Below are 25,697 nucleotides of genomic sequence, written 5' to 3' on the forward strand. Positions count from 1 at the left end.
TGCGGATGCCGTGCGGGTGCCGGGGCCACGGCGTCCGACGGGGCGCGGCCGCTTTCGGGGCGGCCGCGCCGAGGGTGTCAGCCCAGGAGGCCGGCGGGTTCGGAGGCCGGGAAGAGCACGACCGTCCCCTGGCTCGTCGGCGTGACGGTCGACGGAGCGTAGGTGCTGCCGAGAGCGCCGAGCCACGAGACGAGCTGCGAGCCGGGCTCGCCGGAGCTCTGGCGGATCACGAGGCGGCGGAACGGATCGTTCTGCTCGCCGGGGAGGGCCGAGAAGTCGCTGACGGTGACCGACCCCGTGCCGAGGAGCTGACCGAGGACCACGAGCATCCTCGAATCCGCCTGTCCGGCCGCCAGGGCCTTCTTGACCTGGGTGCTGGCGATGAGGTTCGGGTTCGTCGCGAGCTGGGCTCCGGCGGTGGCCCGAGCGGCCTGTTCCGCCTTGGCCGTCGCAGCGTAGGCGGCGGACCCCTGCGGGTGGATCCGACGGACGTCGACCATCTGCGTTCCGGTTCCGAAGGTGGCCACGATCGTCGAGTTCGCCAGGGCCTTGACGACGTCGGGGCTGCCCGACGCCGATGTGCGGATCGAGTCCGTCGTGACGATGTAGTCGGAGTCCTTCCACCCCTGGGGCGACTGGGCCTCGACGGCACCGTCGGTGTCGATCTTGTAGAACCACACGACGTTGTCCCGAGCGAAGCCGGCCTTCACGAGGTCGACCCACATCGAGTCGTCGACGAGGAGGCGGGAGTTCTTCGGCACGTTGTCCGTGACCCACGATTCGGCGCTGACCATCGGCGCATCGAGGTCGGCCTTGAGGAAGCCCCGGAGCTGCGTGGTCCAGAGCGGCACGATGGCGGCGATCGCCACGGCGGTGACGACCAGCCAGGCGGTAGCGCCGACGCGGCTCACCGTCGTGCCGACCTTTCCGGCTCGGCGAGCGCGGTACGCCTTCACCGCGGTGTCCGCGACACCCGCGATCAGCAGCGCGCCGAAGGGCAGCAGCATGATTACGTAGGGCACGGGCACGTAGCTGTTCGGACGGAACATGATGGCGACCGCGAACACGACGATGGCCGCGTAGGGGCGGGTCCGCTTCAGGAAGAGGCCGACGACGGCCGACACGAGGCCGAGGACGATGAAGACCTGGTCGAGGTTCCACCACTGGTCGACCACCTTGAAGAACAGGCTCTGCGGGTCGAAGATCGATCCGCTCGCCGTCCGGGTGCCGAGCTGGAAGCTCAGACCGCTGACGAGGCTGGTGTGCCCCGGTCCCGGGACGAGTTCTCCGCGGACGGCCGCGAAGACGACGTAGGCGCCGCCGACGAGGGCGAGTACCGCGCCGGAGGTGGCGAGGGTGTAGCGACGAGTCGACTTCTCGGAGTTGCGGATCATCACCCAGGCGAGGAACGGCAGGGCCAGCAGGAACGTCTCCTTCGAGAGCACCGCCACACCGAAGGCGAAGGCGCTGCCGATGAAGCCGGCGAGCTGGTTCTTGCGGCTGAGGGCCAGGAGGAACGCGAGCAGCAGCCACGGGGTCGCCACGTTGTCCAGGTACACCGTGCGGTGGAACTGGATGGCCAGCGGCGAGATGCCGAACACGAGAGCCGCGATCCCGGCTGCCGGACGGCTCAGGCCGATGCGGCGGGCGAGCAGCCAGACCAGGGCCACGGCGATGACCGTGAAGAACAGCATCGCTTCGCGCCCGGCCATGACGGCCTGGGAGTAGCGCCCGAAGGCACCGGTCAGGCCGGTGTAGCCGGCGATCTGGATCCAGCCCAGCGGCGGGTGGTCGTACCAGTAGGTGTAGTGCGTGAGCGAGCCGAGGTGGAGGATCGACCACGCCTGCGCGGTGTAGGTGCCCTCGTCGTCGATCCGCTGCGGCGAACCGGTCATGTTCCAGGCCTGGACCGTGGCGACGATGGCCATGACGGGCAGGATCCACACCAGGCTCGCGCCGTGGCGGCGGCCCCACGAGGGGGTCCGCTCCTCACGGAGGTCGTCGTGACGGTCGGGTGTGATCGGACTCGCGGGGGGCCCGACGAGGGGACGTTCTGTCGTGGTCGTCATCGGTCGTCTCCAGACACCATCGCGAGGGCGGGTTCGGGCTGAGCGCCGCGGGCGGCGCCGATGGGGATCACGTTGAGCGGCTCGACCTCGGCGTCACGGTGGGCGCCGGTGTGCTCCGTCTTCTCCCAGCCGTTCTGGTTGCGGAGCTGACGGTAGACGGCACGCACCGCGGCCAGGGCGAGGAAGATCTGGTAAGGGATGAGACCCCAGACGAGGCGGAAGTAGTCGCGGGCACGCACCTTCTTGCCGTAGACGCGTCCGAACTCGGCGAGGCCCGTGAACTCCACGGCCAGCAGCACGAGGGTCGGGGCGACGGGGATGAATGTGATCAGAGCGACGCCGGTCGGAACCTTGATCGTGAACATGAGGATCACGGAGATCGGGATCAGGATGCCGGTGATGGCCTGGATGAACGGCATCGTCAGCAGGTAGCGCGCGTAGAAGCGCTGCCGCATCGTGGGGAGCTTGCGCCACTCCCCCTTGCCCAGCACCTGCATGAAGCCCTGGTTCCAGCGCGTGCGCTGCTTGAGCAGCGACTTGAACGACCCGGGGGTCTCCTCGCGGGTGACGACCTCGGGCGTGTAGGCCACGACGACGTTCGCACCTTCACTCGAGAGACGGACACCCAGCTCGCAGTCCTCGGCGAGGCAGTCGGCATCCCACCCATTCGACCAGTCCAGCTTCTCCTTGGTCACGAAGACGGTGTTGCCGCCGAGCGGGATGAACTTGCTCTTGGCGTGGAAGTGCAGACGCGAGCGGAACCAGAAGTAGTACTCGAGCACGTTGCGGAGGCTCCACCACGTCGACTGGAAGTTCATCAGCTGCACGCCGCCCTGCACCACGTCGGCGTTCGTCTCGGTGAACTTCGAGTCGACGAGCGTCAAGAGACGGGGATGCACTTCGTCCTCGGCGTCGAACACGCCCACGATCTCGCCGCGGGCCGATTTCAGAGCGAGGTTGAGCGCCTTGGGCTTGTTCTTCGGCTCGGTGTCGTCGACGATCACTCGGATCAGGTCGGGGTGCCGGGCCGCAGCCTCGCGAGCCACGCGGTCGGTCCCGGGGTCGTCGTGGCCGACGATCGCGATGATCTCGTAGTTCGGGTGGTCCTGCTCGGCGAGGCGGTCGAGGGTCTGGGCCATCACGTCCTCCTCGTGCCGTCCGGGGACGAGCAGGGTGAAGGTGTGCTGGGCCGGCAGCGGGTTCTCGCTGAAGCCGGTGCCCTTCAGGTTGTCCTTCGACCGCCAGGCGTGGAGCATCCACCAAAGAGTGGACACCGCGACGGCGGTCAGGAGGATCGAGACGACGACGAGGGCCGAGTAACCGATCCATTCGGCGAGGTTCCACGCCGGCAGGTGGAATCCGGACAGCCCGGAGACGCCGTCGGTGACGACACCGCGGTTGGGGACGATCGAGTCTCCGGATGGGGCCTGAGGGGTCAGCAGGGGGTCGGGCTCTCCTGCGGCCCACAGGGAGGCGGTGCTTTGCGTCGGGTCAGACGACACGGTTCACTCTCCTTCGGGGGAGGTTTCGGGTGGTGGATCGTGAGGCCGATGGGTGAATCGGCGTTCCCCCGGCTCGGGGGACAGTGTTCTGTTATGTCCCCGGTTCGGGGGGCTCCCCCATCGGGTTTGGTAGGGGTACGGCCAATTGCGGCGATTGCCAGGAATGCGTCACACCCCGTTCACATAACGCATGTGATCGGGGTACGGAGGATCGTAACCCCGCTTCCGGGTCCGGCAAAAGGGCCGCCTGGCCGGGGTACACCCGTGCCTCGTAGGCTGGGGCCATGGAATTCAGACATCTCGGACACTCCGGCCTCAAGGTCTCGGAGATCACGTACGGAAACTGGCTCACGCATGCTTCGCAGGTCGAGAACGAGACGGCGCTCGCCTGCGTCCGCGCCGCCCTCGACGCAGGCATCTCCACTTTCGACACGGCCGACGCCTACGCCAACACGGCGGCGGAGAAGGTCCTCGGCGACGCGCTCAAGGGCGAGCGTCGCGAGTCCCTCGAGATCTTCACGAAGGTCTACTGGCCGACCGGCCCCCGCGGGCACAACGACGTGGGGTTGAGCCGCAAGCACATCCTCGAGTCGATCGACGGCTCGCTCTCCCGCCTGGGCACCGACTACGTCGACCTCTACCAGGCACACCGCTACGACACCGCGACACCTCTGGAAGAGACGATGCAGGCGTTCGCCGACGTCGTGCGTCAGGGTAAGGCGCTCTACATCGGCGTCTCCGAGTGGACCGCCGCCCAGATCCAGGCCGGTCACGCACTCGCCCAGAAGCTGGGAATCCAGCTCATCTCGAACCAGCCCCAGTATTCGATGCTCTGGCGGGTCATCGAAGAGGAGGTCGTGCCGGCGTCGAAGCAGTACGGCGTCTCGCAGATCGTCTGGTCACCCGTCGCCCAGGGCGTGCTGACCGGCAAGTACAAGCCGGGCGCCGAGCTCCCGGCCGGCAGCCGCGCCACCGACGAGAAGGGCGGCGCCAACACCATCAAGCGCTTCCTGACCGACGAGGTCCTGACCGGAGTGGCGCAGCTCGAGCCGATCGCCGCCGACCTCGGCATGTCGATGGCCCAGCTCGCAATCGCCTGGGTGCTGCAGAACGACAACGTCGCCTCGGCGATCATCGGCGCCTCGCGGCCGGAGCAGGTGGCCGACAACGTCAAGGCGGCCGGCGTCACGCTCCCCGCCGAGGTCCTCGCGAAGATCGATGCCGCGGTCGGCCACCTGGCCGAGCGCGATCCGGGCAAGACGGTCTCCCCCGAGGTCCGTCCCGCCTGAGCGGCGTCACCGGCCGGACGCGCACGACAGCGCGTCCGGCCGCGCGTCAGTTAACGACCTGTTCTTTTTCCCCGGTCCGGGAATGAAGATCCGTTCGATACGCTTGCATGATTCGACGGGTTCGGTGACATGACACCAAACATCGTCACTGCATCCGTCCCATCAACTCGTAGGAGATCAACAATGGCAATCACCATCGAAACCATCCCCGGCTACGTCGCAGGCACCTGGAACGTCGACGCCGCCCACTCCGAGGTCACCTTCTCGGTCCGTCACCTCGCGATCAGCAAGGTCAAGGGCTCGTTCGGCACCTTCGACGCGACCCTCACGACCGGTGACTCGATCGTCGACTCCACCCTCGAGGCCTCCGTCGACATCGCCTCCATCTCGACCGGCAACGCCGACCGCGACGGCCACCTCCACTCGGACGACTTCTTCAACACCGAGGCGCACCCCACCGCGACCTTCAAGTCGACCACCATCACCGAGAAGGGCGACGACCTCGTCATCGACGGCGAGCTCACCCTCAAGGGCCACACCGAGCCCGTCACCCTGAAGGCCGAGTTCGGTGGCATCGTCACCGACGGCTACGGTCAGACCAAGGCCGGCTTCTCGGCCAAGGGCAAGATCGACCGCACCAAGTTCGGCATCTCGTTCAACGCCCCCCTCGACAACGGCGGGCTCACCCTCGGCAACGAGATCACGCTCGACTTCGAGATCCAGTTCGTTCTCGCTTCCTAAGCACTTCGCTTCACCGCTTCACCTCGAAGGGGCCCACGCCGAACGGCGTGGGCCCTTTCTGCACTCCCTGTCAGGCGGCGACCGCTCCTCGAGCCGAGGCCGGGGTGAGGTGCCGCCGCAGCAGTTCGCGCTCGACGACCGTCCACGCCGCACTCGTGAACAGGTAGAGGGCGGCCGCGAGAGGCGCGAACGCCGCGAACACGACGGTGACGAATGGCAGGATGCGCAGCACGGCTCCCATTCCCGGAACCGCGGCCGCTTCCGTCGACGCCGCAGAACCGGCCCAGCGGAGATTCGCCCGCCGGGTGATCTCCACGACCACGGCGAGCGCCGCCAGCACGACGAGCGGCACCGCCACGGCCACGACCACCGGCGTCAGGCTCGCGAACAGGTTGGCGCCGAGCACGGCTCCGGCGAGGGTCTGGGTCAGCAGCAGATTGGCGTGACCGGCGATCGTCGCATGCGCGAAGAGGGCGTAGACGCCGGACAGCACGGGCACCTGCAGCAGCGTCGGCAGGATCCCGGCCAGGGGTGAGACGTGCTCGGCGGTGTAGAGCTCCTGCAGCTTGCGAGTGGCGGTCGGGGCATCCTTCGCATAGCGCTTCCGGATGGCGGCCACCTGCGGGGCGAGACGACGCCGGGCGACCTCGGCGCGCACCTGCGAGACGGCGACGGGCAGCAGCACGAGCCGGACGGCGAGGGTGAGGGCGACGATGGCGGCGGCGGACGCGGAGGCGCCCGCCCACGGCGAGAAGAGCACGCCGAGCTGCAGAACGAGGTGGTAGAGGCCGTCGAGGGCAGCGGCGACGGGCGGGAAGTCGAACGGGTTCATGGTGAGAGGTCTCCTGAGAAGGTCGAACGGACGAACGGAAGGACCGTCTGACCGTCGCCGGAGCGCGCTCTCGCTAGAGGGAGGGCCGAAGTCGGGCGGCGGTCGGCGTCGACCAACCCGGAGCCCTTGCTCGCACGTGCCCCTCGGCGTCGGGATCGCTCTGCACGACGCGGACCCGCAGGTCGGCGTCTTCCCGCGGGTCGGCGACCGGAAGGGTTCGCACCCCCGAGACCAGTGAGGCGAGGATGCGCGTGGCAGCCACGAGGACGGCCACCGAGGCCACCCCCAGCACCCCGACGAGCAGGAGGCTCGACAGGGCCGGTGCACCGATCGGGAGTCCGCCGGACACCACCTCGCCGGCGGTCGCGAGCAAGCGACCGATCAGGGCGAGGAGGAGGGTCATGCCGAGACGCTAGCATCGGCAGCGCCCCGAGACGCCCGGTCGCCGGTCCGCTGCCCGCGAACACGACCCCGGAACACCCCGGTCGGGGTCGAGGTTGCATCAAACCCGAGCGCGCACCGAGCGGAGCCCGCCGGGACACGCGAGAGGATCCTCATGACGAGCGAGAGCACGACCGGAAGCCCGACCGGGAACCCCACCGACGACACGACCGACTGGCTCGCCCTCCTGGCCACGGCGCACCGCGAGTTCGCCGCGCGCATCGAGTCCGTCGAGGACTGGGACGCCCCGACACCGGACACCGAGTGGAGCGTCCGCGACCTCGTGGCCCACGTCACCGAAGAGCAGCAGTGGGTCCCGCTGCTCCTGGCCGGCAGCACGACCGCCGAGGCGCGACTCGCCATCACCCCGCTCGGCGACGACCTGCCCGTCGAGTGGCACCGGTACTCCCGGGCAGCGCAGGCGGCCTGGGCGTCGGCCGACCTCGGCGCCGATGTGCACCTCTCGTACGACACCGTGACGGTGTCCGACTACTTGACCGAGCAGGTCGGCGACGTGACGATCCACTCCTGGGATCTCGCCCGGGCCACCGGAGCTCCCGAGGCGCTCGACGACCGACTGGTCGACGCGGTCTGGGGGCTCTTCGAGCCGCAGGCCGCACGGCTGCAGTCGAGCGGCCTCTATGCGCCGGTCGTGCCCGTGCCGACGGACGCGCCTCTGCAGATCCGCCTGCTCGCCCTGACCGGGCGCGACGCCAGCTAGCCGACCGCCCGAACCGTTCGGCGGATCGACGTCGCCGGATCAGCGCCGACGTGCGGCGACGGATCAGCGACGGGCGACGCCGGATCAGCGCCGACGGGCCGCGACGAACGGCGGGTCCTCGATGCCGAGGCGGGCGCGTCGCACGCGAGCGGCTTTGGCCGCAGCGGGTTCGGCCCCGAGCAACGCGCCGATCCCTCCGAGCATGACTCCCGCGGGGGCCCGCGTGGGGAGGTCGAGCGACCCGAGGTGCGGGGCCCGGAGTCCGAGGATTTCGCGGAATCGGGGCGACAGCGTGCCGACCGCCCCGTCGAACAGCACGGGGTAGCCCGCCTTCAGCACCGGGAACAGCGGCGGCCGGCGGATGAACTTCACCACGTCGTCCGTGCGGGCGGTCCGCTCGAGCACGCCGTCGCGGTCGAATGCCATCAGCTGCTCCTGCATCTCGACGTAGGAGCGCGGCGGGTTCTCGACCCCCATGAGCTCTCCCGCGGTGGCCCATTCGCGCACGTAGGCGTCGGCACCGCCGGGGATCGGCGCACCCCAGGCCAGCGCGGCGGCGAGGAACGAGTCGGCGAACGCCATGTGCACCCAGGCAAGGAGGTCGGGGTCGTTCGCGGCGTAGTCGTGCGAGACGCCGTTCCGGTCGAGGTAGGAGCCGGTGACCTTCTCGTGAATGCGCGTGACGAAGTTCGAAGCGTGGGTGGCAGCCTCCTTACTGCCGTACGAGACCGTGAAGATCCACCGGATCGTCCCCGCGAGCCGACCCAGCGGGTCCTCGAGGTAGCGGGAGTGGTCGTGGACGCCCGCGAGGGCCCCGGGGTGCAGGGCCTGGACGAGCAGGGCTCGCACGCCGGCCGGGATGGTCGACATGCCCCCGTGCACGGCCCAGACGGCCGACCCCGGGCCGAAGAACCCGGGGTCGTCACCGTCGGCGAGGTCCTCGACCCACTGCGGCGTGCCGGTCCGCTGCCCGTTGAAGGTGAACTGCAGGCGCGAGCGGATCGGCTCGGTGAGGGTGGCGAGGGCGCTCATGGGAGGGGCAGGCCGAGGCCTAGTTGCCCTGCGCCTCTTCGGAGACGTGCTGCCACTCGTTCCAGGTGGCCAGCCGCGACTCGTAGTCCTTGGTGACGAGGCCCAGCGGAACCGACCCGAAGAAGATGCGAAGCGGCGGATTCTCGGCGTCGACGACCTTCAGGATCGCGGCGCGGGTCGCCGTCGGCTCGCCCGGGGTGGCGGCCGCGGAGGGACGGTTCTTGCGTGCCTCGTGCGCCTCGGCGTAGTCGGGCAGCTCCGTGCTGTGCTTGGCCGAGGGGCCGGACCAGTCGGTGGCGAACCCGCCGGGCTCGATGGTCGTGACCTTGATGCCGAAGCCGGCGACCTCCTGGGAGAGCGACTGGCCCATCGCCTCGAGGGCCCACTTGGACATGTGGTACGCGCCGATACCGGGGAACGCCGAGATCCCGCCGATGCTGGAGACGTTGATGAGGTGACCGGACTTCTGACCACGAAGGTAGGGAAGGGCGGCCTGAGTGACCCAGAGGGCGCCGAAGAGGTTGGTCTCGAGCTGGGCGCGCACGTCCTTCTCGCTGAGCTCCTCGATCATGCCGAAGTGGCCGTAACCGGCGTTGTTGACGACGACGTCGAGCCGGCCGAACTTCTCGAACGCGACCTTCACAGCGGTGAAGTCCGCCTCGCGGTCGTCGACGTCGAGCTGGAGGGCCAGGAACGTGTCGGGGTACTTCTCGGTCAAGTCGTCCAGGGTCTCGACCTTGCGGGCGGTCGCCGCGACGTTGTCGCCGCGCTCGAGGGCGGCCTCGGTCCACTCGCGTCCGAATCCACGGGAGGCGCCGGTGATGAACCATGTCTTGCTCAAAGTGGGTGTCCTTTCGAAGGGTGATCCATCGACAGACAACTCCCCGCGCGTCCCCCCTGTTCCAGGTTTCCCCAGGAGACCTCCTAGAGTGGTGCGGTGACCACCGACAGTGCGCGTCCCTGGCTTGATTCCTACGCTCCGGGCATCCCCCACGACATCGAGCCGGCGAAGGGCTCACTGATCGACCTCGTGCGCGACACCGCCACGACCTACCCGAAGGCCGTCGCCCTCGAGTACTTCGGCGCCGAGACCACCTACAGCGACCTCGTCGAGCAGGTGCAGCGGGCGGCCGAAGGCTTGCGCAAGCTGGGCGTGAAGGCGGGCGACACGGTCGCCCTGATCCTGCCGAACTGCCCGCAGCACGTCGTCGCGTTCTACGCGATCCTGCGGCTCGGCGCCATCGTCGTCGAGCACAACCCGCTCTACACGCCCCGCGAGCTCCAGCACCAGTTCGAAGACCACGGCGCCCGGTTCGCGATCGCGTGGGACAAGACCGTGAAGACCATCCAGGCATTCCCCGCCGAGGTGCCGATCGAGGCGATCGTCTCGATCGACGTGACGAAGGCGATGCCGCTCCTCATGCGCGCGCAGCTCCGACTGCCGGTGAAGAGGGCGCGGGAGTCGCGCGACCGGTTGACGACCGAGGTCACGGGGACCACGACGTGGGAGCAGGTCGCGTCGTCGGCCAGGATCGACCTCGCGCATCCCCGGCCCGCCACCGACGACCTGGCGTTGATCCAGTACACGAGCGGGACCTCCGGCAGCCCGAAGGGGGCCATGCTCACGCACGGCAACCTCTTGTCGAACGCGGCCCAGGCGCGGGCGTGGATCCCCCAGATCAAGGACGGCGAGACGGTCGTCTACGCGATCCTGCCGATGTTCCACGCGTACGGGCTCACGCTCTGCCTCACGTTCGCCATGCGGATGGGGGCGCGGCTCGTGCTGTTCCCCGCGTTCGAGCCCTCGCTGGTGCTCAAGGCGATGAAGAAGCATCCCCCGACCTTCCTTCCGGCCGTGCCGCCGATCTACCAGCGCCTGCAGCGCGCCGCCGACGACGCCGGCGTCTCGCTGAAGGGCATCGAGATCGCGATCTCCGGGGCGATGCCGCTCTCGGCCGCGGTCGTCGACCCCTGGGAGGAGCGCTCCGGCGGCTGGCTCATCGAGGGTTACGGCCTGAGCGAGACCTCGCCGATCCTCATGGCGAACCCTGTCTCCGACAACCGTCGAGCCGGCACCGTCGGCATGCCGATGTCGAGCACCTACGCGCGGGCCGTCGATCCCGACGACCCGACCCGCGAAGTGGCGCCCGGCGAGCGCGGCGAGCTGGTCGTCAAGGGCCCGCAGGTGTTCCAGGGCTACTACGGCCGCCCCGAAGAGACGGCCGAGGCGTTCGCCGACGGCTGGTTCCGTACCGGCGACATCGTGACGATCTCCGAAGACGGCTACTTCACCATCGTCGACCGCATCAAAGACCTCATCATCACCGGAGGCTTCAACGTCTCGCCGTCCGAGGTCGAGGACCTGCTGCGGAAGTTCGACGGGGTCGCCGATGTGGCCGTCGTCGGCCTCGGGTCGACGCAGAACGAGCAGGTCACCGCAGCCGTCGTGGTCGAAAAGGGCGCGACCCTCGACGAGGCGGCCTTGCGCGAGTACGCCCGCGAGAACCTCGCCGCTTACAAGGTGCCGCGCCGCATCGTGATCGTCAACGACCTGCCGAAGAGCCTCATCGGCAAGGTGATCCGCCGCAAGGTGAAAGAGCAGCTGCTCGCCAAGAAGTAGGGCTCTGCACCCCTGCCGGCACCCAATGCGTCGACTGGGCGCACACGGCCACCACCGAAGAGCGAGGTGGCCATTCGCGCCCACTCGATCGCAGACGGCGGGATGCACGGCCACCCGTCGGGCGCGTCACCGCGTAGCTAACCACGCGACGAAACCGGCGAGCACTGCAGCGACGAGGACCAGTGCCGACACGAGGAAGGCTCGCACGACGGGCTGCAGGGTTTGCCGGTTCCAGCCGAGCATCAGCAACTCGAGAAGAACCGCGCCTACCACGACGAGCGGCATGTCGTGGCTGAGGTGAGCGGCGACACGATTCCGGGCCGACTGGGCGTTCAGGGTAAACCCCGCGATGAAGCCGATCAGCGCAAACGCGCCGAGAACCGATTGTGTCAGGACCGCGATGACGATGGCCTCGTTGGGTACGAGGAAGCGGCGTGATCCCCCGCGGGCCGCGATCACCGCAAGAAGGAGAAGAGCCTTTCCCCCGCGCACAACAACTCCCACTGGAGAAGCCGCCGAACCGAGCCCATTGGGATCTGACAACGCTTCATACGCTTCTCGGGCCAGAAGGAAGCTGGCGCAGCAGGCAAGAGCCGGGTAAGACGCACAACACAAGGCCGAGAGAACTCGCCGGGCGGATCGACGCGTCAACGAAGGCTGAGGCATCACGTCGCAATCAGCGCTGCTGATTTTTGCGACACTGCGGCACTAAGGGTGAGCAGTTCCTTGGAGTCTGGCTTAGTCTCACCATCGAGAAAGTGCTCTCGCGCGCCCCCGACCAGGAATGATCGCCGGGACAGGGGCAAACGGTTCGGCATGCTCATGAGGCACGACTCTAGAGCTGAGATCTATCCAATGTGAAATGTCTATTCGGCGAGTTGCTGATCCAATCGCCCCCGCCGGGCCCGTCAGCGCAGGTCGGGCAAGTGCCTGATGCCGAACTCGTGCCGCAGCGCACTCCGCGCCGCGTACGCCCCGCCGAGCCCGTGCACACTCGGCCCGGGAGGGGCCGACGACGACCCGAGGTAGACCCCGGGCACAGGCGTCCGCCACGGATCCGTCGACACGTTCGGTCGGGCGATCAGCTGCCAGAGACTCGGCGCCCCGGTGGCGATGTCGCCGCCGATGTAGTTCGGGTCGTAGTTCTCCAGATCCTTCGCCGTCCGGCTCGACGACGCCAGGATCGTGTCGCGGAAACCCGGCGCGAACCGCTCGATCGTCCGGATGATGGCCTCGGTCTGATCGATGTCCGAGTCGCGCGGCACGTGCGTGTAGGCCCAGAGGCTGGCCTTCCCCTCGGGAGCACGGGTGGGGTCGACGACGCTCGGCTGGACGACGAGCACGTACGGGTCGTCGCTGTGCTGCCCGCGCGCGACGGCGGCCTCGGCGGCGGCGATCTCGGCCCGCGACCCACCGAGGTGGACCGTGGGGGCGAGGCGTGCATCCGCGTTCTCCCACGGCACCGGCTCCGACAGCGCGAAGTCGACCTTCGAGGCCGCATTGCCGTAGCGGAAGCGCCGGAGCGCGTCGTTGTAGCGGGTCGGAAAGCGCCCGGCGCCGATGTCGGCGAGGGCCCGGGCCGACACGTCGAGGATCGTCGCGCGGGCGTGCGCCGTCTGGCTGAGGGAGGTGATCTCGACGCCGGTCTCGATGATGCCGCCGTGGGCCGTGAAGTCGTCGGCCAGGGCATCCACGATGCTCTGACTGCCACCCCGAGGCAGCGGCCACCCCTTCGCGTGCGCGTGCACCGCGAGGGCGAGACCCGCCGCCGCGGCGCTCAGGCTCGGCATCGGACGGATCGCGTGGGCCATGACCCCGGCGAGCATCGCGGGCGCCTCCTCGTTCCGCCAGCGCTCGTTCCACCACGGGCCGCCCTGGTCGAGCATCGCCAGCCCGAAGCCGGCGATCGCGAGGGGATGCCGGGGCACCTGGAGAATCGGCGACAGCGTGAACTGCGCGATCTCGGCGTTGCGGTCAATCGACGGCCCGAGCAGGGCGCGGAAAGCCGGCCCGTCGAACCCGAGCGAGTCGACGGTGCGGTCGAGATCACGCCAGGCGACACCGGCCCGGCCCCCGTCGAGCGGATGCGCGTACGAGATCTCCGGGGTGATCACGTCGATTCTGTCGGTCAGCCCGAACCGTTCGAAGAACCCCGAAACCGCGCCCATGGGATGCACGGCCGAACACACGTCGTGGAGGAACCCCGGCAGCGTCAGCTCGGCCGTCCGGGCCCCGCCGCCGATCGTGTCGCTCCGTTCGAGCAGCCGCACCGACAGGCCCGCCCGAGCGAGCACCACGGCTGCGGCGAGGCCGTTCGGCCCCGCTCCGACTACGATCGCGTCGTCCGACATGGCACTCCTCGGTTCCCGGACGACACGGCTCGCGTCCGGCGGTCCACGGTAGTGGAACGGCCGGGCCGCGGTCACGGTAACCTCGTTCTCGCACCACTGTCCCAGGCCCGTCCCGCAAGGGTTCGCGCCCCCCTTGAAGGAGACCCGCATGGGATCGCTGATCTACGGTTCGACGGCCATCGAGATCGAATTCGAAGACCGCACCCTCGAGCACCTTCAGATCGTCATCGCGACGAAGCTGCGCCGACGCGAGTCGTTCTTCTTCTCCTGGCGAGACACGCAGAAGGTCGGCGACGGGCGCTCGAGCCTCTGGATGGACCCGGGCATCCCCCTCTACTTCAAGTACTCCGGCGGGCGCGTGCCGTCGATCAGCCGCGCCTGGTTGGCCGAGCTCACGGCCAGCGCCAACAGCTCGTCGGGGCTGGTGCTGAGCGACGAGCCGTCGCTCGACAACTCGGCCAAGGGCTAGCCGCCCGCCGCTTCAGGCGAGCGCCTTCCGCTTCAGGCGCGCGCCCGACCCTTCGGGCGAGACCGAAGCCGGCCCGCCTCGGAGGCGACGCGCCTCAGGCCCTCGAGCCGCGCATCCGCCGGTTCTTCGCGTTTCTGAGCGCGCCGAGCACGATGCCGCGCCATCCGAGCAGGAAGACGCCGAGCACGATCAGCGCCACGATCACGAAGCTGACGGCGATGCCCTGCCCCGAGACGACGCGGAGGAGCATTCCGAAGAGCACCGTGGCGATCCAGACGACGATGCCCGACCGGAGCGCCGGCAGCCTCCACCGCGCCACGAGCACCACGATCCAGCCGATGGCCATGCCCGACAGGAACGGCCAGGCGGTGGTCCAGATCCCGGCGACCACGTCGTTCTCGTCGTGGCTGCGGCGGCCGATCACGACGAAAGCCAGCACCAGCACGACATCTGCGACGAAGGCCCACCAGGGCGCGCGGCGGGCCATCAGCGGGTCCTCGGGTTCTCGAGGGCCTGCGAGAGTTCGGACAGGAGGTCGTCGATCTGCGGCTCGACGAGGCGGTCGATCGCGTCGGCGATCCGTGAGCGGTGTTCGACGAGGGCGAGGCAGACACCGGTGCCCACCGCCCTCGCATGGTCGTCGGCGAGTTCGAGTTCGGTGCGCAAAGCGGCTTTCGCCTCCTCGGAATAGGCAGCGGGGGGCGTGGGATGCACGGGCTCGGCCAGTGGGAGCGCCGCGTCGCGATCCTCCTGCGCCAGCTCGGCGAGGGTGAAGAGGAACGGCTGGCCCGGCTCCGGTGGCGGATCGATCTCGAGCCCCTGGAACTCGAGGGCGAGACCTTCGTCGGGCCGGTAGCCCGGCAGTTCGGGCCCCTCGGCCTTGGCGAGTTCGCGGCTGACCAGGGGCAGGTTGCGGGCCGTGTAGCGATCGACCTCCTCGTCGACGATGACGCGCATCCGCGACAGGAGGGCGTGCTGGACCGAGTGGGGAACGTCGACGTCGAAGCCCGCGGCCGTGGCGACGGGAGAGCCGAAGCAGAGGCGGCAGACGCGAGTCCGGGCGCGGGAGGTGCCGATCTCCCATCGCGGGAGCCAGCGGAGGAAGGCGTCGACCCCGCTGCGCACGCGCCCCTCGATCGAATCGGCCATGGCGCCATCTTAAGCGTCGACCGTCGCCCGGACCCTGGGACGCGCTCGGAGACCCACGATCTAGACTCGGACGATGCCCGAATCCATCCGACGAGTGTCGCGCTGAACCGGCGTCCCCGGCTGGCCGCCGCTCTCGCCCTCGTCGCCGCGCTCGGCCTGTCCGGTCTCCTCACCGGGGCCGCTTCCGCCGACGGTGCGACCCCGACAGCCGCCCGCATCACCCCGACGGCCACCGGTTCGACCCCGACAGCCGCCCGTACCGCTCCGAGCACCCCGCTCCCGACGCAGGGCCTCCCCTACGTCGCGCTCGGCGACTCCTATGCCGCCGGCTACGGCCTCGCCGACCCGACCGGCGAACCGGTCCCGGCGTGCGGCCAGTCCGCCCTCGACTATCCGCATCGGATCGCCGCGGCCCTGCACCTCGACCTGGTGGACCGCACCTGTGCCGGTGCGACGACGGCGAACATCGTCGACACGAGACAGAACGGCGCCGCCCCGCAGTCCGACTCGTTGAGCCGCGCCACCCGCGTGGTGACCGTCTCGATCGGCGGCAACGACGCCGGGCTCTTCGCGTCGGCTTCGTCGTGCATCGCCCTCTCGGCGAACGGTCCGGTGCTCGCCAAGGGCGGCGGTGCCGATTGCAAGTCCACGTTGGACGCCGACGGTCACGACACGCTCGAGGCCGCCATCGAAGGCCAGGTGGCGTCCGGTCTCACGCGGGCGTTCGCGACGATTCACGCCAAGGCGCCGAACGCCCGGGTCTTCGTCGTGGGCTACCCGGCCATCTTCCCCGACGCCGCCCACACCCCGGCGGCCGGCTGCTACCGACCCGTGTTCGACGCCGCGAGCGTCCTCGGCACATTCCCCGTCGACGGTTTCCCGTTCACGACCACCGACGTGGCGTATCTCGCCGGCGTGCAGAAGGCGCTCGACGCCGAGACGCGCCGGGCGACCGCAGCAGCCGGCTTCACCTCCGTCTCCGCCCTGGCCGACAGCGAGGCGCACTCGGCCTGTGCGGCACCGTCCGCGGCCTACGTCGAGGGCATCACCCTGACGGGCTCGGCAGGACTGACGCAGGTGTCGCTCGAGACGGGAGCCTTGCATCCCAACGCCCGCGGAGCGGCCTTTCTCGCCTCGCTGACGACGCCGCTGGTGCGGAAGGCCTTGGCCGTGACGCCGTCGCCGAGCCCGTCGGCAGCGGCCGCGGCACGACCCTCAGTATCGGGGGATGCCCTGCTCTGGCTCATCGGAGCCGCCGCCGTGGTCGTGGCCGCCGCCGCGGTCCTGACCTTCCGCGTGCGCCGCCGCCGTACCCGCGACCCGGATGCCGAGCCGGTCAGGGAACGGTGACGAAGTCGATCAGCTGTTCGACCCGGCCGAGGAACGACGGCTCGAGGTCGGCGTAGGTCCGCACCCGCGAGAGGATCCGTTGCCAGGCGCGCGCGATGTCGGCCTGCTCTTCATGGGGCCAGCCCAGGGCCTGGCAGATGCCGTGCTTCCACTCGATCGAGCGCGGGACGACCGGCCACTCGGACAGCCCCAGGCGTTCCGGCTTGACCGACTGCCAGACGTCGACGTAGGGGTGCCCGACGACCAGCACGTTCTTTCCGAGCGGGCTCCGGGCGATGGCATCGGCGATCCGGCTCTCCTTCGAGCCGGTCACGAGGTGGTCGACCAGCACGCCCACCCGGCGGTCGGGGCCGGGCTTGAACACCTTCAGCACCTCGGCCAGGTTGTCGACGCCCTCGAGGTATTCGACGGCGACGCCCTCCACCCGGAGGTCGTGCCCCCAGACCTTCTCGACCAGCTCGGCGTCGTGGCGGCCCTCGACGAAGATGCGGCTGGCGAGGGCGACCCGGGCCTTGGCGTCCGTCACCGCGAACGACCCCGAGGCGGATCGCGCCTTGCCCTGCGGAGCGGCGCGGGGGAAGCGGAGGGAGACCGGTTCGCCGTCGATGGCGAAGGCGGCGCTCAGCGGGAAGGCGCGCACTCGGTCTTTCCAGTCGGCCAGCTCGACCATCGAGGCCTCGACCCGCACGACCGCGCCGGTGAAGCCGGACACGGTCTCTTCGACCACGAGATCGCGAACCGCATCGACCTCGCGCGGCGGCTTCTTCGTCGATTTCTTCCAGGCACCGCCCGCGAGGACGTCGGAGCCGTAACGGTCGGGGCCCGCAGCGCCCGGGTGCCGGGTCGCTCCGCCGTCAGCGCCGGGCACTCGTCTGACCCGTCCGCGCACCCACCGCGCCCGTGCCCGATGACCGAGGCGTGGGCGCCGGTCGGAAGCCGTCGGTGAAGACCCAGACGGCGAAGATGAGGAGCCCGACGATGTAGGCGATCGAGACGACGATCGGCGCCCAGGGCGTCTCGAGGGCCGAGCCCTTCTGCGAGAGGATGCCCAGCAGGAGCTCGGCGGCGATGAAGACGTAGGTACCGCCGACCGCTCGACCGAGGTAGGCGGCGTACCGACGCCGCATCTCGGGGTGACGTCCGCCGGACTTCCAGTACGCGGAGTGGGGCACGAGGACGTGGCGTACGGGCACCAGCGCCATGATGCCGGCCGTCACGAGCCAGAGGCCCAGCACGACGAGTCCGGCGATCAGGACGAGGATCTCGACGTCGCTGCTCGAGGCAGCCAGGGCGCGGTCGTGCGGCCCGGCCCAGATCAGGATCGTGTGGAGCGGCAGGGTCTTGAGCCCGACGACGAACACGATGGCCAGGACGACCATCCCGATCGCGACCGGGCGCAGAGGGGACAGCCACCAGCCGACACCACGCGGTGCCGGCCGGGTCGAGGACGTTCGCTGATCGGTCATGATCCAAGGGCGAGGGAGGGCCGCCTCGGAAGGCGGCCCCGGGCCCGCCTCAGGCCTGTGCCCTCTCGAGGACGAGTTCGCGGACACGAGCGGCGTCGGCCTGGCCCTTCATGGCCTTCATGACGGCGCCGATAACGGCTCCGGCGGCCTGGACCTTGCCGTCGCGGATCTTCTCCAGGACGTCGGGCTGCGAGGCCAATGCCTCGTCGATGGCGGCGATGAGGGCTCCGTCGTCGGAGACCACCTTGAGCCCGCGCTTCTCGACGACCTCGATCGGCGTGCCTTCGCCGGCGATGACGCCCTCGAGCACCTGCCGTGCAAGACGGTCGGTGAGCTCGCCGTCCTCGATCAGGGCGATGAGCTCGGACACCTGGAACGGGGTGACGAGCGAGGAGGGTTCGACGTCGGGCCCGGCGGCGTTCGCCAGTCGGGCGATCTCGCCCGTCCACCACTTGCGGGCGGCCTGGGGGGATGCCCCCGCCTTCGTGGTCTCGACGATCTCGTTCGTGAGACCGGAGTTGACAACGTCTTGGAACTCGAGGTCGGTGAATCCCCACTCGGCCTTGAGCCGGCGACGGAGCACCGCCGGCGTCTCGGGCAGGGCCGCACGGAGCTCTTCGATCAGCTCGAGGCTCGGCTCGACGGGCACCAGGTCGGGCTCGGGGAAGTAGCGGTAGTCGTCGGCATCGCTCTTCGGGCGCCCCGCGGAGGTGCGGCCGGTGTCCTCGTGCCAGTGCCGGGTCTCCTGCGTGATGGAGCCGCCCTTGGCGAGGATCGCCGCCTGACGCTGGATCTCGTAACGGATGGCGCGCTCGACGGCTCGGAACGAGTTGACGTTCTTCGTCTCGGTGCGGGTGCCGAGCTTCTCCTGGCCATGGGGGCGCAGCGAGATGTTGGCGTCGCAGCGGAGGTTGCCCCGCTCCATCTTCGCCTCGCTGATGCCCAGCCCGCGCACGATGTCGCGGATGGTCTCGACGTAGGCGGCACCGAGCTCGGGCGCGAGCCGGCCCGCACCGATGATCGGGTGCGTGACGATCTCGACCAGCGGCACCCCGGCGCGGTTGTAGTCGACCAGGCTGTACTCGGCGCCCTGGATCCGGCCCGTGGAGCCGCCGACGTGCGTCAGCTTGCCGGCGTCCTCCTCCATGTGGGCGCGTTCGACCGGCACCGTGAAGATCGTGCCGTCGGCCATCTCGACCTCGACCGAGCCCTCGAAGGCGATCGGCTCGTCGGACTGGCTGATCTGGTAGTTCTTCGCGAGGTCGGGATAGAAGTAGTTCTTCCGGGCGAAACGCGATGACGGGGCGATGGAGCAGCCGAGGGCGAGGCCGAGGCTGATCGCGTAGCGGACCGCCTGACCGTTCACGACGGGGAGCGAGCCCGGCAGGCCGAGGTCGACCGGGGTGATGTTCGTGTTGGGCTCGCCGCCGAAGACGTTCGGCGCGTCGGAGAACATCTTCGTGGTGGTCGACAGCTCGACATGGACCTCGAAGCCGACGACCGGCTCGAAGAGCTCGAGGGCCTTGTCGTAGTCCATCAATTCTGGGCGGGCGGCCATCAGACGACTCCCTCGGTAGCAGCGGATTGTTCCGACTCGGACAGCTCGGGGGCCTGCGACGGCAGCGTGTGGCCCCACACGTCTTCGAACGCCTTCTCGAGGGCGGCGCCGTAGCGGTAGAGGCGCGCGTCTTCGCGGGCGGGCGCCATCAGCTGGATGCCCGTCGGGAGGCCGTCCTCGTCGGCCAGACCCATGGGGATCGACATGCCGGGAATGCCCGCGAGGTTCGCCGGGATCGTCGTCAGGTCGTTGAGGTACATCGACAGCGGGTCGTCGATCTTCTCGCCGAGCGGGAACGCCGTGGTCGGCGCGGAGGGCGATAGGAGGACGTCGACCTCGCCGAAGAGGCGCGAGAAGTCGCGCTGCACCAGCGTGCGCACCTTCTGGGCACTGCCGTAGTAGGCGTCGTAATAGCCGGCGCTCAGAGCGTAGGTGCCGAGGATGATCCGGCGCTTGACCTCGGGGCCGAAGCCGGCCTCGCGCGTCGCGGCCATGACCTGCTCGACGGTGCCTCCACCGGGGATCGTCGCGCGCATGCCGAAGCGGACCGAGTCGAACTTCGCCAGGTTGGACGAGGCCTCGGCGGGGAGGATCAGGTAGTAGGCGCTGATCGCGTACTCGAAGCTGGGCGCGGAGACCTCGACGATCTCGGCTCCGGCCTTCTGCAGGATTTCGACGGCGTCCGCGAAGCGGGCCTTGACCCCCTGCTGGAAGCCGTCGCCGTTGAGCTCCTTGACGATGCCGATCTTGACGCCGCGCAGGGCGCCGTCGGCAAGGCCGTCGCGGGCGGCGTCGGCGAACGAGGGCCACTCGTCGCGCAGCGAGGTGGAATCGCGACGGTCGTGGCCCTTGATCACGTCGTGGAGGAGAGCCGAGTCGAGCACGGTGCGGGAGACCGGGCCGACCTGGTCGAGCGACGAAGCCAGGGCGATCGCGCCGTAGCGGCTGACCGAGCCGTAGGTCGGCTTCACGCCGACGGTGCCGGTCACGGCTCCGGGCTGGCGGATCGAGCCACCCGTGTCGCTGCCGAGCGCGAGAGGGGCCTCGAAGGCGGCGACGGCCGCGGCCGAACCGCCACCGGAGCCGCCGGGGATCCGCTCCAAGTTCCAGGGGTTGCGCGTCGGGCCGTAGGCGGAGAACTCCGTCGACGAGCCCATGGCGAACTCGTCCATGTTGGTCTTGCCGAGCGGCACGAGGCCGACCGCGCGCAGCTTGGCGACGACCGTCGCGTCGTACGGCGGGATCCAGCCCTCGAGGATCCGGCTGCCGGCGGTCGACGGCATGTCGATCGTGCAGAGGACGTCTTTGATGGCGATCGGCACGCCGGCCAGCTCGCCGAGGGGCTCCCCCGCGGCACGGGCGGCATCGACGGCGCGCGCGGCGTCGAGTGCCGTCTCGCTGACGTGGAGGAACGCGTGAACGTCGCCGTCGACGGCGGCGATGCGGTCGAGGTGAGCCTGCGTCGCCTCGACGCTCGACACCTCGCCCGCGGTCAGCTTCGAGGCGAGATCGGCCGCGCTCAGCCGAATGAGGTCGTGGGTCACTGCTCTTCTCCCAGAATGGCGCTCACCTTGAAGCGGCTGCCGTCGTGCTCGGGGGCGCCGCGCAGCGCCTGCTCCTGCGTCAGGGTCTCGCCGACGACGTCGTCGCGGAAGACGTTCGACAGCGGGATCGGGTGGCTGGTCGCCGGGACGTCTTGATTCGCGACCTCCTGCACCTTGGCGATGCTGTCGACGATGTGACCGAGCTCTCCGGTCATCTTGTCGATCTCGTCGGGGGTGAGGGCGATGCGGGCGAGACCGGCGAGGTGCTCCACCTGCTCGCGCGTGATTTCAGACATGCGGCTCCGTCACGTGTTCTGTCGGGGGTACCCCGAGAGTCTATTCGGGTGCCGCCTGGGGCTGCGCCGATTGCGGGGCGCGCCCTCCCTGCGAGGCCGACCCGGGCATCCCCCCGGCTCTCGACGAGAACCGCTCGGACACGGGCGCTTTTCGGACGCGAGCGCTACTCGGACACGGGCGCAGCCCGGACGGACGAGAGGGTCAGACCAGGGCGCCGCGGTTGACGTCCTGCGGGCGGACGTAGGAGAGGTTGGGGCCGGCGACCTCGACGGGGGCGTCCGGGCCGGGCAGGCGGCCGCCGGCGACGGAGGCGTGGCCGATGCCGATCAACGCCAGGTTGCGCATGGACTGGCTGCCCGGCACGAAGTAGCCGTTGTGACTGATGGTGCCGGTCAGGTGCTCGTGCGTGTACGGATCGGTGCCGCCGGCGACGGACAGCAGGGTGGCTCCGAAGCCCGAGGCGCCCGGGTCGGCGCCGAAGAAGGCGCTGCCGGCGACGGGGTCGAGCGGTGCCGCGGCGGCGTAGACGTCGCCCGTCGTGACCGCGAGGTCGGACGCCTTCGGCACGACGCTGCCGGGCGACCCGAGCACCGTGAGGGAGTCCGCGTGGATCGTGCCGGACGAGAGGGCGATCGTCGCGGTGGTCGACCCGTACGAGTGCGCGATGAGATTCAAGCGAGGGGGCGAGGATGCGCGGACCGCGTCGAGCCCCTCGACGGCGTCTTCGAGATGGGTCGCCCCCGCCTGGGCCAGCCGCAGATCGAGGACGTTCGTCAGGTCGGGCGTGCGGTACCCCATCCAGGCCACCGTGGCCGTCGTCAGCGCCGGCGAGGTGGGGGTGGCGAGGTCGTTCGCCCAGAAGGTCTGCTCGGCGTGCAGGGCGGCCGCGCGGTCGGTCCAGAAGCCGATCTGGTTCGAGACCGTGTAGAGCATGCCGGGAATCATGTAGCTGACGCTCTGAGCGGTGTCGACGTCGCCGACCGCCACTGCCGCCCGCCCCGGGAAGACGGTGTCGAGCGAGAGCAGACTGCGCGGCGACGTGTCGCCCTCGGACCCGGGCCGGAGGGCTTCGGAGATCTGCTGGAGCATGGTCAGGCGACGGGTGTCGTCACCGGCGTTCGCCTTTCGACCACTCGAGCGAGCACCCGCGCGCTCGTCGGAGTCGAGGTCGCTCTGCACCTGGGCGATCGTCGTCGTCAGGGTGACGCGGTTGGCGAGGTCGCGCGCGCTGTAGGGAAGGCCTTCGAGGTTTCCGACGACGCCGGGAAGTGCGCCCGTGAGGACCGTGCGTCGTTCGAGGGGCAGCCGCGCCCACCAGGCGGAGACGATCGGGGCGGACGTGTTCTCGCCGAGGACGGTCGCGAACGAGACGTCGGCCCCGGTGGAGACGTCGAAGGTCGCGGCGAAGCGACGGACCTGCCGCGAGGGGGCCGCCGCCAGGGCCGCGAGACAGGCAGTGGGGTCGGCGATGCTCGCACGGGGGCCGTCGACCGCAGTGGTGGCCGAAGCCGCGACGAGCGGGTGGCCGGGCGTGGCCGCGCAGGCGGTCAACGAGGGCGTGACGGGATCACCCTCCACCGGCGCGTCGAGGATGACGATCGACGTCGCGTCCCCTGCGGACGCGTGTCGGAGCGGCACCCCGTCGACGAGCAGCACGCTCGAGAGGGAGACCGACCGCGACTCGTGCACGGTATGCGCGGGTGCGACGGAGGGACCGGTCACACCGAACAGGTGGAACACGGAGTACAGGAAGGCTGCGGCAAAGAACAGCACGTCGGGTTTTTCCCCTCGCAGCGCACCTGGGTCTCGTACCCCTACAGACGAGATCGATGCGCTAGCACACACATTAGGAGAGGGCGACGCCGCTGCACCAGGGATTCCGCGTAAACATCACGTTACGTCCCCCTAATTGGGGGCAGGATCGCCCCCCTCTTTGGGGACATCGGTCGCCACCTCTTCGGGGGCGGACAAAGCGGTCGGCCCCTCGCTCACGAGGAGGGCGAATTCGGCCGCGTCGATGATCCGTACCCCGAGCGCCTCCGCCTTGGTCAGCTTCGACCCGGCGCCCGGACCGGCCGCGACGAAGTCGGTCTTCTTGCTCACGCTGTTGCCGGCCTTGCCGCCGGCGGCGAGGATCGCCTCTTGCGCGCTCTCGCGAGTGAAGCCCTCGAGCGAGCCGGTGGCCACGACGGTCAGCCCGGACAGCACGCCTCCGGCAGCCACGGCCGCACCGGGCCCGGGGTGCCCCGGCGTGGCGAACTGCACGCCCGCGGCCGTCCAGCGGTCGATGATCTCGCGGTGCCAGTCGACCTCGAACCAGGCGAGCAGGGCGTCGGCGATGATCCCGCCCACACCGTCGACGGCAGCCAGCTCTTCGCGGCTCGCCGCTCGGATCGCGTCGAGTGACCCGAACCAGTCGGCGAGCGCCCGCGCCGCGACGGGGCCGACATGGCGGATGCTCAATCCGACCAGGATCCGCCACAGGGGGCTCGTCTTGGCCTTCTCGAGGTTGGCGAGCATCTCGAGAGCGGTCTTGGACGGCACGGACCCCTCGTCGCCCGCGAACTCGGCCGCCTGGGGGTCGTAGTCGCCGTCGCGCTTGGCCCGCTTGCGACGGAAGGGGGTGACGAGCTTCGGTTTGTCGTCGTCTTCGAGCTTGACCATGCCGGTCTCGGAGTCCCGGACAACGACCCGCACGGGGAAGATGTCGCGCATCGTCAGGTCGAACAGCCCTGCCTCGGTGCGCAGCGGGGGGATCTTCGGCTCCTGCGGCTGCGTCAGGGCGGCGGCCGCGACCTCGCCGAGACCCTCGACGTCGAGCGAGCCGCGCGAGGCGATGTGCTCGACCCGGCCGCGGACCTGGGCGGGGCAGCTCTCGGCGTTGGGGCAGCGGAGGTCGATGTCGCCCTCTTTGGCCGGGGCGAGGGGCGTGCCGCACTCCGGGCAGTCGGCGGGCATGACGAACTCGCGCTCGGACCCGTCGCGCAACTCGACGACCGGCCCCAGCACCTCGGGGATCACGTCGCCCGCCTTGCGCAGCACGACCGTGTCGCCGATCAGCACCCCCTTGGCCTTGACGACCTGTTGGTTGTGGAGCGTCGCCTGGCGCACCTCGGACCCGGCGACCTCGACCTTCTCCATGACGGCGAACGGGGTCGCCCGGCCGGTACGCCCGACGCTGACGACGATGTCGAGGAGCTTGGTGTTGACCTCCTCCGGCGGGTATTTGAAGGCCGTGGCCCACCGAGGAGCGCGACTGGTCGAGCCGAGCTCGGCGTGGAGCGCCAGATCGTCGACCTTGATGACGATGCCGTCGATCTGGTGCTCGACGCTGGCACGCTGCTCGCCGTACTTGGTGATGAAGCCGTCGACCTCGGTGATCGTGTCGAAGACGCGGAAGTGGGTCGAGATGGGCAGCCCCCACTTCTCGAGCAGGCCGTACACCTCGGACTGGCTGCGGACGTCGGTGTCGCGCTCCAGCTCGCGGACCGGCCAGGCGCCGATGCCGTGCACGAGCATGCGGAGGCTCGTCAGGCGCCTCTCCATCAGCGCCAGCTTCTCGGCGCTCTTGCCCTCGCGCTTCTGCCTCAACGACCCGGCGGCGGCGTTGCGCGGGTTCGCGAAGAGACGTTCGCCCGCGGCCATCTGCGCAGCGTTGAGCGCGTCGAACTCGGCGACGGGGAAGAAGATCTCACCCCGGACCTCCACGAGCGGGGGATGCCCCTCCCCCACCAATCGCGCCGGGATCGTGCCCATCGCCAGCACGTTGCCCGTGACGTCTTCGCCGACGACGCCGTCGCCCCGGGTCGCCGCCGTCACGAGCACCCCGTTCTCGTAGCGCAGGTTGATCGCCAGGCCGTCGATCTTGAGCTCGGTGAGGAACCGGACCCTCTCGGCCCCGGCGTCGCGCTCGACCTTGCCGGCCCACTCGGCGAGCTCGTCGAAGCTGAAGACGTTGTCGAGGCTCAGCATGCGCTCGGCGTGCTCGACCGGAGCGAACTGCGTCGTCTCGGCCCGGCCGCCCACGGTCTGGGTGGGGCTGTCGGACTTCTGCAACTCGGGGTGGGCGTGCTCGAGCGCTTCGAGCCGGTGGATCAGGGCGTCGTAGTCGCCGTCGCTCACCGTCGAGGCGTTGCCCTCGTAGTACTGGTCGCGGAGTTCGAGGATGCGCGTGGTCAGCGTCTGCGCCTCGTCTCGCGCCTCCTCCAGCCCCTCGCCGCCCTCCGGGGCCGTTTCGGTCGTGGCCGGCTTGGAGGGGGTCATTCG

23 protein-coding genes are annotated in these 25,697 nt (G+C 69.8%); 6 read left to right on the forward strand and 17 right to left on the reverse strand.

The features are described from left to right. Window positions 1-77: 77 nt before the first annotated feature. Entirely contained in the window at window positions 78-2,069 is a 1,992-nt protein-coding gene (locus ABEA39_RS06070) for an ArnT family glycosyltransferase (protein WP_345374384.1), read from the reverse strand. Next, the gene (locus ABEA39_RS06075) at window positions 2,066-3,571 is read right to left on the reverse strand and encodes a glycosyltransferase family 2 protein (RefSeq protein ID WP_345374386.1); all 1,506 of its coding nucleotides are present in this window, start codon (window positions 3,569-3,571) and stop codon (window positions 2,066-2,068) included. Before ABEA39_RS06075 ends, ABEA39_RS06070 begins: the two co-directional genes overlap by 4 nt. 284 nt (window positions 3,572-3,855) lie before the next feature. Between ABEA39_RS06075 and ABEA39_RS06080 the strand changes: the two genes are divergently transcribed. Both ABEA39_RS06080 and ABEA39_RS06085 read left to right on the forward strand, forming a co-directional pair. Next, window positions 3,856-4,860 (forward strand): aldo/keto reductase family protein, encoded by a 1,005-nt coding sequence (locus ABEA39_RS06080; protein ID WP_345374388.1) that lies wholly within the window; start codon window positions 3,856-3,858, stop codon window positions 4,858-4,860. Between the two features lie 183 nt (window positions 4,861-5,043). After that, on the forward strand, window positions 5,044-5,601 hold the full coding sequence (locus ABEA39_RS06085; RefSeq protein WP_345374390.1) for a YceI family protein: 558 nt from the start codon (window positions 5,044-5,046) through the stop codon (window positions 5,599-5,601). 70 nt (window positions 5,602-5,671) lie between these two features. On the opposite strand, the gene ABEA39_RS06090 is transcribed toward ABEA39_RS06085, so the two are convergent. After that, complete coding sequence (locus ABEA39_RS06090; RefSeq protein ID WP_345374392.1) at window positions 5,672-6,433, reverse strand: YidC/Oxa1 family membrane protein insertase; 762 nt, start codon at window positions 6,431-6,433, stop codon at window positions 5,672-5,674. 73 nt (window positions 6,434-6,506) lie between these two features. Beyond that, window positions 6,507-6,836, reverse strand: coding sequence for a DUF6412 domain-containing protein (locus tag ABEA39_RS06095; RefSeq protein ID WP_345374394.1), 330 nt, complete (start codon window positions 6,834-6,836; stop codon window positions 6,507-6,509). A gap of 153 nt (window positions 6,837-6,989) precedes the next feature. Here ABEA39_RS06095 and ABEA39_RS06100 point away from each other — a divergent pair, with 153 nt between their 5' ends. Continuing rightward, a complete protein-coding gene (locus tag ABEA39_RS06100; protein ID WP_345374396.1) occupies window positions 6,990-7,595 on the forward strand; it encodes a TIGR03086 family metal-binding protein in 606 nt (201 codons plus the stop codon). An 84-nt stretch (window positions 7,596-7,679) separates the two neighbouring features. Here ABEA39_RS06100 and ABEA39_RS06105 read toward each other — a convergent pair whose 3' ends face one another. Then, a complete protein-coding gene (locus ABEA39_RS06105) occupies window positions 7,680-8,627 on the reverse strand; it encodes an oxygenase MpaB family protein (protein WP_345374398.1) in 948 nt (315 codons plus the stop codon). A gap of 19 nt (window positions 8,628-8,646) precedes the next feature. Next, entirely contained in the window at window positions 8,647-9,468 is an 822-nt protein-coding gene (locus ABEA39_RS06110; RefSeq protein WP_345374400.1) for an SDR family oxidoreductase, read from the reverse strand. Window positions 9,469-9,564: 96 nt separating this feature from the next. On the opposite strand from ABEA39_RS06110, the gene ABEA39_RS06115 reads away from it, so the two are divergent. Beyond that, complete coding sequence (locus tag ABEA39_RS06115) at window positions 9,565-11,247, forward strand: long-chain-fatty-acid--CoA ligase (RefSeq protein WP_345374402.1); 1,683 nt, start codon at window positions 9,565-9,567, stop codon at window positions 11,245-11,247. Window positions 11,248-11,373: 126 nt separating this feature from the next. On the opposite strand, the gene ABEA39_RS06120 is transcribed toward ABEA39_RS06115, so the two are convergent. Together ABEA39_RS06120 and ABEA39_RS06125 are read right to left on the reverse strand one after the other, a co-directional pair. After that, on the reverse strand, window positions 11,374-11,706 hold the full coding sequence (locus ABEA39_RS06120; RefSeq protein ID WP_345374404.1) for a hypothetical protein: 333 nt from the start codon (window positions 11,704-11,706) through the stop codon (window positions 11,374-11,376). A gap of 449 nt (window positions 11,707-12,155) precedes the next feature. Then, entirely contained in the window at window positions 12,156-13,598 is a 1,443-nt protein-coding gene (locus tag ABEA39_RS06125) for a phytoene desaturase family protein (protein ID WP_345374406.1), read from the reverse strand. Window positions 13,599-13,746: 148 nt separating this feature from the next. Between ABEA39_RS06125 and ABEA39_RS06130 the strand changes: the two genes are divergently transcribed. Further along, a complete protein-coding gene (locus ABEA39_RS06130; RefSeq protein ID WP_345374408.1) occupies window positions 13,747-14,067 on the forward strand; it encodes a DUF7882 family protein in 321 nt (106 codons plus the stop codon). Between the two features lie 94 nt (window positions 14,068-14,161). Here the strand turns inward: ABEA39_RS06130 and ABEA39_RS06135 are convergent, their stop codons facing one another. Next, the gene (locus ABEA39_RS06135; protein WP_345374410.1) at window positions 14,162-14,554 is read right to left on the reverse strand and encodes a DUF3054 domain-containing protein; all 393 of its coding nucleotides are present in this window, start codon (window positions 14,552-14,554) and stop codon (window positions 14,162-14,164) included. Continuing rightward, window positions 14,554-15,216, reverse strand: a complete 663-nt coding sequence (locus ABEA39_RS06140; RefSeq protein WP_345374413.1) for a spermidine/putrescine ABC transporter substrate-binding protein — start codon at window positions 15,214-15,216, stop codon at window positions 14,554-14,556. The genes ABEA39_RS06135 and ABEA39_RS06140 overlap by 1 nt, the downstream gene beginning before the upstream one ends. 216 nt (window positions 15,217-15,432) lie before the next feature. On the opposite strand from ABEA39_RS06140, the gene ABEA39_RS06145 reads away from it, so the two are divergent. After that, the gene (locus ABEA39_RS06145; RefSeq protein WP_345375280.1) at window positions 15,433-16,566 is read left to right on the forward strand and encodes an SGNH/GDSL hydrolase family protein; all 1,134 of its coding nucleotides are present in this window, start codon (window positions 15,433-15,435) and stop codon (window positions 16,564-16,566) included. Here ABEA39_RS06145 and ABEA39_RS06150 read toward each other — a convergent pair. From ABEA39_RS06150 to ligA, 7 genes are all read right to left on the reverse strand, one after another. After that, the gene (locus ABEA39_RS06150) at window positions 16,553-17,434 is read right to left on the reverse strand and encodes a DUF3097 domain-containing protein (protein WP_345374415.1); all 882 of its coding nucleotides are present in this window, start codon (window positions 17,432-17,434) and stop codon (window positions 16,553-16,555) included. The two genes, ABEA39_RS06145 and ABEA39_RS06150, sit on opposite strands and share 14 nt — an antisense overlap. Next, the gene (locus tag ABEA39_RS06155) at window positions 17,421-18,032 is read right to left on the reverse strand and encodes a hypothetical protein (RefSeq protein WP_345374417.1); all 612 of its coding nucleotides are present in this window, start codon (window positions 18,030-18,032) and stop codon (window positions 17,421-17,423) included. Before ABEA39_RS06155 ends, ABEA39_RS06150 begins: the two co-directional genes overlap by 14 nt. Window positions 18,033-18,081: 49 nt before the next feature. After that, complete coding sequence (gatB, locus tag ABEA39_RS06160; protein WP_345374419.1) at window positions 18,082-19,590, reverse strand: Asp-tRNA(Asn)/Glu-tRNA(Gln) amidotransferase subunit GatB; 1,509 nt, start codon at window positions 19,588-19,590, stop codon at window positions 18,082-18,084. Further along, window positions 19,590-21,134 carry an Asp-tRNA(Asn)/Glu-tRNA(Gln) amidotransferase subunit GatA gene (gene gatA / locus ABEA39_RS06165; protein ID WP_345374421.1) on the reverse strand — a complete coding sequence of 515 codons (1,545 nt, stop codon included), beginning with the start codon at window positions 21,132-21,134 and terminating at the stop codon, window positions 19,590-19,592. The genes gatB and gatA overlap by 1 nt, the downstream gene beginning before the upstream one ends. Further along, window positions 21,131-21,430: an Asp-tRNA(Asn)/Glu-tRNA(Gln) amidotransferase subunit GatC gene (gatC, locus tag ABEA39_RS06170; RefSeq protein ID WP_345374423.1), complete on the reverse strand. Its 300-nt coding sequence runs from the start codon at window positions 21,428-21,430 to the stop codon at window positions 21,131-21,133. The genes gatA and gatC overlap by 4 nt, the downstream gene beginning before the upstream one ends. A gap of 202 nt (window positions 21,431-21,632) precedes the next feature. Then, complete coding sequence (locus tag ABEA39_RS06175; RefSeq protein WP_345374425.1) at window positions 21,633-23,204, reverse strand: alpha/beta hydrolase; 1,572 nt, start codon at window positions 23,202-23,204, stop codon at window positions 21,633-21,635. A 132-nt stretch (window positions 23,205-23,336) separates the two neighbouring features. Continuing rightward, entirely contained in the window at window positions 23,337-25,694 is a 2,358-nt protein-coding gene (ligA, locus tag ABEA39_RS06180; RefSeq protein ID WP_345374427.1) for an NAD-dependent DNA ligase LigA, read from the reverse strand. Window positions 25,695-25,697: the final 3 nt, after the last annotated feature.

This window comes from Frondihabitans cladoniiphilus, from assembly GCF_039544345.1.
GTDB classification, from domain to species: Bacteria; Actinomycetota; Actinomycetes; order Actinomycetales; family Microbacteriaceae; genus Frondihabitans; species Frondihabitans cladoniiphilus.